Genomic DNA, 4,745 nt, shown 5'->3' with positions numbered 1-4,745 from the left:
TCCCATCCCCACGGAACACCGACTTGTCCAGTCCCGTCATGGCCGCCGGCGCTGCGTCCCGCACCCGGGTCAAGATCTGCGGCATCACCCGCAGCGAAGATGCCCTGGCGGCTGTCGCCGCCGGTGCCGACGCGATCGGCTTCGTGTTCTACGCGCCCAGCCCGCGCGCGGTGACGGCGGCGCAGGCGGCGGCCATCATGGCCGTGCTGCCGCCGTTCGTGACCACCGTCGGTCTCTTCGTCAATGCCGCCGTGGCTGAGGTCGACGCGGTGCTGGCGCAGGCGCCGCTGGACCTGCTGCAATTCCACGGCGACGAGCCGGAAGCCGACTGCGCCCGCCATGGCCGCCCGTGGATCAAGGCCCTGCGCGTGCAGCCGGGCCAGGACGTGGCCGCGCTGATGGCAGCCTGGCCGGGCGCTTCGGGCATCCTGCTCGACGCCTGGCACCCGGAACTGCCGGGCGGTACCGGCCTGCGCTTTGACTGGGGGCAGGTGCCGGGGCAGGGCGCGCGACCGATCATCCTCGCCGGCGGACTGACGCCGGAGAACGTGGCCGAGGCCATCCGCCAGACCCGACCCTACGCGGTCGATGTCAGCGGTGGCGTCGAGGCGGCCAAAGGCATCAAGAGTGCCGACCGAATTCAAGCCTTCATGACAGGAGTGCATGCAGCATGACGAGCAGATCGTCCGTTGATTATTCGCAGTTCCCGGACGCCCGCGGCCGCTTCGGCATCCACGGCGGCCGGTTCGTGTCGGAAACCCTGATGGCGGCGCTGGAGGAGCTCGAAGCCCTCTATGCCCGCCTCAAGGACGACGCGGCTTTCCAGGCCGAGTTCGACCGCGACCTGGCGCAGTACGTCGGCCGGCCGTCGCCGCTCTACCACGCCGAGCGCTGGAGCCGCGAGCTGGGCGGCGCGCAGATCTACCTCAAGCGCGAGGACCTGAACCACACCGGCGCGCACAAGGTGAACAACACCATCGGCCAGGCGCTGCTTGCCAAGCATTCGGGCAAGACCCGCGTGATCGCCGAGACCGGCGCAGGTCAGCATGGCGTCGCCACGGCGACCATCGCCGCCCGCCTGGGGCTGGAGTGCGTGGTCTACATGGGTGCCGAGGACGTCAAGCGCCAGGCGCCGAACGTCTACCGCATGAAGCTGCTGGGTGCCACCGTGGTGCCGGTGACCTCGGGCTCGAAGACGCTCAAGGACGCCATGAACGAAGCCATGCGCGACTGGGTCACCAACGTCGACAACACCTTCTACATCATCGGCACCGTCGCCGGTCCGCACCCGTACCCCATGCTGGTGCGCGACTTCCAGTCGGTCATCGGCCGCGAGGCGAGGGCGCAGTGCCTGGCCCAGGCCGGGCGTCTGCCGGATGCGCTGGTGGCCTGCGTCGGCGGCGGCTCCAACGCTATCGGCCTGTTCCACCCGTTCCTGACCGATGAATCGGTGGCCATGTACGGTGTCGAGGCTGCCGGCCACGGCATCGCCGCCGGCGCCGGCCAGCACTCGGCGCCGCTGAACGCCGGCCGCCCGGGCGTGCTGCACGGCAACCGCACCTACCTCATGAGCGATGACAACGGCCAGATCATCGAGACGCATTCGGTCTCCGCCGGTCTCGACTACCCCGGCGTGGGCCCGGAGCACAGCTGGCTCAAGGACATCGGTCGCGTCGAGTACGTGGCCATCGATGACGCCGAGGCGCTGGCCGGCTTCCACACGCTGACCCGCACCGAGGGCATCATCCCGGCGCTGGAGTCCAGCCATGCCGTGGCCTACACCAGCAAGCTGGCGCCGACCCTGCGCCAGGACCAGATCATCATCTGCAACCTCTCCGGCCGCGGCGACAAGGACCTGATGACGGTCGCCCGCCTGGAAAACATCGAGGTCTGATTCGTGAGCCGTCTTTCCGCGCTGTTCCAGTCGTTCAAGACCCGTGGCCGCAAGGCCCTGATTCCCTACATCGTGGCCGGTGACCCCGAGCCCGGCGTGACCGTGGCGGCCATGCACGCGCTGGTGGCCGGCGGTGCCGACATCATCGAGCTGGGGGTGCCGTTTTCCGATCCCATGGCCGACGGCCCGACCATCACCCTGGGCCATGAGCGCGCGCTGAAGCACGGCACCAGCCTGCACGACGTGCTCGCCATGGTGGCCGAGTTCCGCAGCCGTGACGCTGCCACCCCGGTGGTGCTCATGGGCTACCTGAACCCGGTCGAGATCACGGGCTATGTCGCCTTCGCCGATGCCGCCGCCGCCGCCGGCGTCGACGGCGTGCTCACCGTCGACCTGCCGCCGGAAGAGGCGGAGGGGCTGTCGGCCGAGCTCGCCCGTGTCGGCATCGACCCCATCTACCTGCTGGCGCCGACCACCACGCTGGCGCGCGCCGCCCGCATCACGGCGGCGGCCAGCGGCTATGTCTACTACGTGTCGCTGAAGGGCGTGACCGGCGCCGCTACCTTGGACGTAGAGGCAGTCAGTCGTCGTATCGCCGAATTGCGTAGTGTCACGCAATTGCCCATCGGCGTGGGTTTTGGTATCAAGGACGCAACTTCCGCCGCTGCCGTGGCACGCCATGCGGATGGCGTTGTTGTCGGCTCCGTGCTGGTACAATGCATCGGTGACCATGCGGTCACACCGGCGAGCATCCCCGATGCGCTGACCCGGATCCTGGCCCCCATGCGGGCCGCGATTGATCAGGCCTGACAGGCCACGGACCCGCGCAAGGGGCGCGGGCCCGCAAGGAGTTTCTTGACATGAGTTCTTCCTGGCTGGAGCGTATCCTGCCCAACGTCGGTGCCCAGGCCTCGACGGAACGCCGCGCCTCGGTGCCCGAGGGCCTGTGGCGCAAATGCCCGAAATGCGAATCCGTGCTCTACCAGGCCGAGGTCGAGCGCAACCAGTATGTCTGCCCGAAGTGCCAGCACCATCTGCGCATCAGCGCGCGCCAGCGCATCGACTTCGTGCTCGATGCCGAGGGTCGCGAAGAGCTGGCCACCGACATGGAGCCGGCCGACATCCTGCACTTCAAGGACTCCAAGCGCTATGCCGACCGCCTGACGGCGGCCCAGGCCGACACCGGCGAGAAAGACGCGCTGGTCGCCGTGAAGGGTTCGCTCAACGGTCTTGGCGTCGTGGTCGTGGCCTTCGAGTTCGATTTCATGGGCGGCTCCATGGGCTCCGTGGTCGGCAGCCGCTTTGTCGCCGCCGCCGAATACTGCCTGGCCAACCGCCTGCCGCTGATCTGCTTCGCCGCCTCCGGTGGCGCGCGCATGCAGGAGGCGCTGTTCTCGCTCATGCAGATGGCGCGCACCTCGGCGGCGCTGGAGCGCATGAAGCAGGCCGGCGTGCCGTTCATTTCCGTGCTCACCGACCCGGTCTACGGCGGTGTCTCGGCCAGTCTCGCCATGCTCGGCGATGTCAACGCCGCCGAGCCCAACGCGCTGATCGGCTTCGCCGGCCCGCGCGTGATCGAGCAGACCGTGCGCCAAAAGCTGCCGGAAGGCTTCCAGCGCTCCGAGTTCCTGCTCGAGCATGGTGCCGTGGACATCATCATCCACCGCCACGAAATGCGCGACACGCTGTTCCGGCTGCTCGCCAAGTTCGTCCACTATCCGGTCTGAGCCCGACCGGCATCCGGTGTCCGCCGGGTGCCGCGACCGGCCGGCCGCCACCGTGCAGGCACATCTGACAGGCCCCGGCGACCGGCCGGCCGGCCGGGGCTCACGTCATGACCGTTACATCGCTTGATGCCTGGCTGCGCATTCTCGAGCAGCGCCATCCGTCCGCCATCGACATGGGCCTGGAGCGCATCGGCGTGGTCGCGCGCGCCCTCGGGGTGACCGGCTTCGATGCCCCGGTGATCACCGTCGGCGGCACCAACGGCAAGGGCTCCACGGTGGCCACGCTGGTGGCGCTGGCGCGTGCCGCGGGCTGGCGCGTGGCCAGCTATACCTCGCCGCACCTGCTGCGCTTCAACGAGCGTGTCTGCCTGGACGGCGAAATGATCTCCGATGCCGACATGGTGGCCGCGCTCGATGCCGTCGAGGCCGTGCGCGGCGAGGTGTCGCTGACCTATTTCGAGCACACCACGCTGGCTGCCTTCTGGTGGTTCCGCCGCCAGTCGCCGGACCTGATCGTGCTCGAGGTCGGCCTCGGCGGCCGCCTGGACGCTGTCAACCTGGTCGATGCCAGCGTGGCCGTGATCACCAGCGTCGACCTTGACCACCAGGACTGGCTGGGCGATACCCGCGAGCTGATCGCGCGCGAGAAGGCCGGCATCCTGCGGCCGGGCGCGCCGGTGGTGTTCGGCGAGCGCGAGCCGCTGCCGGTGCTGACCGGGCAGGCGGCCAAGCTGGCGGCACCGCAGTGGATCAAGGGTCGCGACTACGACTTCACGACGGATGCCGGCACCTGGCACTGGCATGCCACCACGGCGGATCCGGCCGGCGGGCCGGCCTGGCGCGACCTGCCGCTGCCCGGTGTGTCCTGCGAGAACGCGGCGGTGGCTCTGGCGGCGCTGCGGGCGCTGGCCGGCGTGTCGGCGCTGTGCATCGGCGAGGATGCCGTGCGCGCCGGTCTGCCGCTGGCGGCGGTGCCCGGGCGGGCGCAGCGCCTCCCTGGCAGTCCCGAGGTCTGGCTCGATGTCGGGCACAATCCGCACGGCGCCCGCTTCCTCTGGCAGCAGCTGCCGCCGGCGCGCGCCGGGCAGCGGACCCACGCCGTGTTCGCCATGCTGGCGGACAAG

The 4,745-nt window shown here is 69.7% G+C and carries 5 protein-coding genes; all 5 read left to right on the top strand.

All coding sequences use genetic code 11. The features are described from left to right. Window positions 1–38 precede the first annotated feature (38 nt). Window positions 39–674 carry a phosphoribosylanthranilate isomerase gene (locus C5O18_RS06605; protein ID WP_105192562.1) on the top strand — a complete coding sequence of 212 codons (636 nt, stop codon included), beginning with the start codon at window positions 39–41 and terminating at the stop codon, window positions 672–674. Then, complete coding sequence (trpB, locus tag C5O18_RS06600; RefSeq protein ID WP_105192560.1) at window positions 671–1,894, top strand: tryptophan synthase subunit beta; 1,224 nt, start codon at window positions 671–673, stop codon at window positions 1,892–1,894. The genes C5O18_RS06605 and trpB overlap by 4 nt, the downstream gene beginning before the upstream one ends. A gap of 3 nt (window positions 1,895–1,897) precedes the next feature. Next, window positions 1,898–2,704: a tryptophan synthase subunit alpha gene (trpA, locus tag C5O18_RS06595; protein ID WP_105192558.1), complete on the top strand. Its 807-nt coding sequence runs from the start codon at window positions 1,898–1,900 to the stop codon at window positions 2,702–2,704. A gap of 50 nt (window positions 2,705–2,754) precedes the next feature. Next, window positions 2,755–3,621 carry an acetyl-CoA carboxylase, carboxyltransferase subunit beta gene (accD, locus tag C5O18_RS06590; protein WP_105192556.1) on the top strand — a complete coding sequence of 289 codons (867 nt, stop codon included), beginning with the start codon at window positions 2,755–2,757 and terminating at the stop codon, window positions 3,619–3,621. A gap of 107 nt (window positions 3,622–3,728) precedes the next feature. Further along, window positions 3,729–4,745 (top strand): bifunctional folylpolyglutamate synthase/dihydrofolate synthase (locus C5O18_RS06585; RefSeq protein ID WP_105192554.1); only part of this gene is annotated, 1,017 nt, incomplete at its 3' end.

The organism is Amnimonas aquatica (assembly GCF_002943415.1).
In the GTDB taxonomy this organism is placed as follows: Bacteria; Pseudomonadota; Gammaproteobacteria; order Pseudomonadales; family Moraxellaceae; genus Perlucidibaca; species Perlucidibaca aquatica_A.
This window is presented reverse-complemented; position numbering and strand designations above follow the sequence as displayed.

What these genes read in the sequence shown, in the direction of transcription:
- C5O18_RS06605 (WP_105192562.1), top strand. Translation starts at nt 39, where the DNA reads ATGGCCGCCGGCGCTGCGTCCCGCACCCGGGTCAAGATCTGCGGCATC.
- trpB (WP_105192560.1), top strand. Translation starts at nt 671, where the DNA reads ATGACGAGCAGATCGTCCGTTGATTATTCGCAGTTCCCGGACGCCCGC.
- accD (WP_105192556.1), top strand. Translation starts at nt 2,755, where the DNA reads ATGAGTTCTTCCTGGCTGGAGCGTATCCTGCCCAACGTCGGTGCCCAG.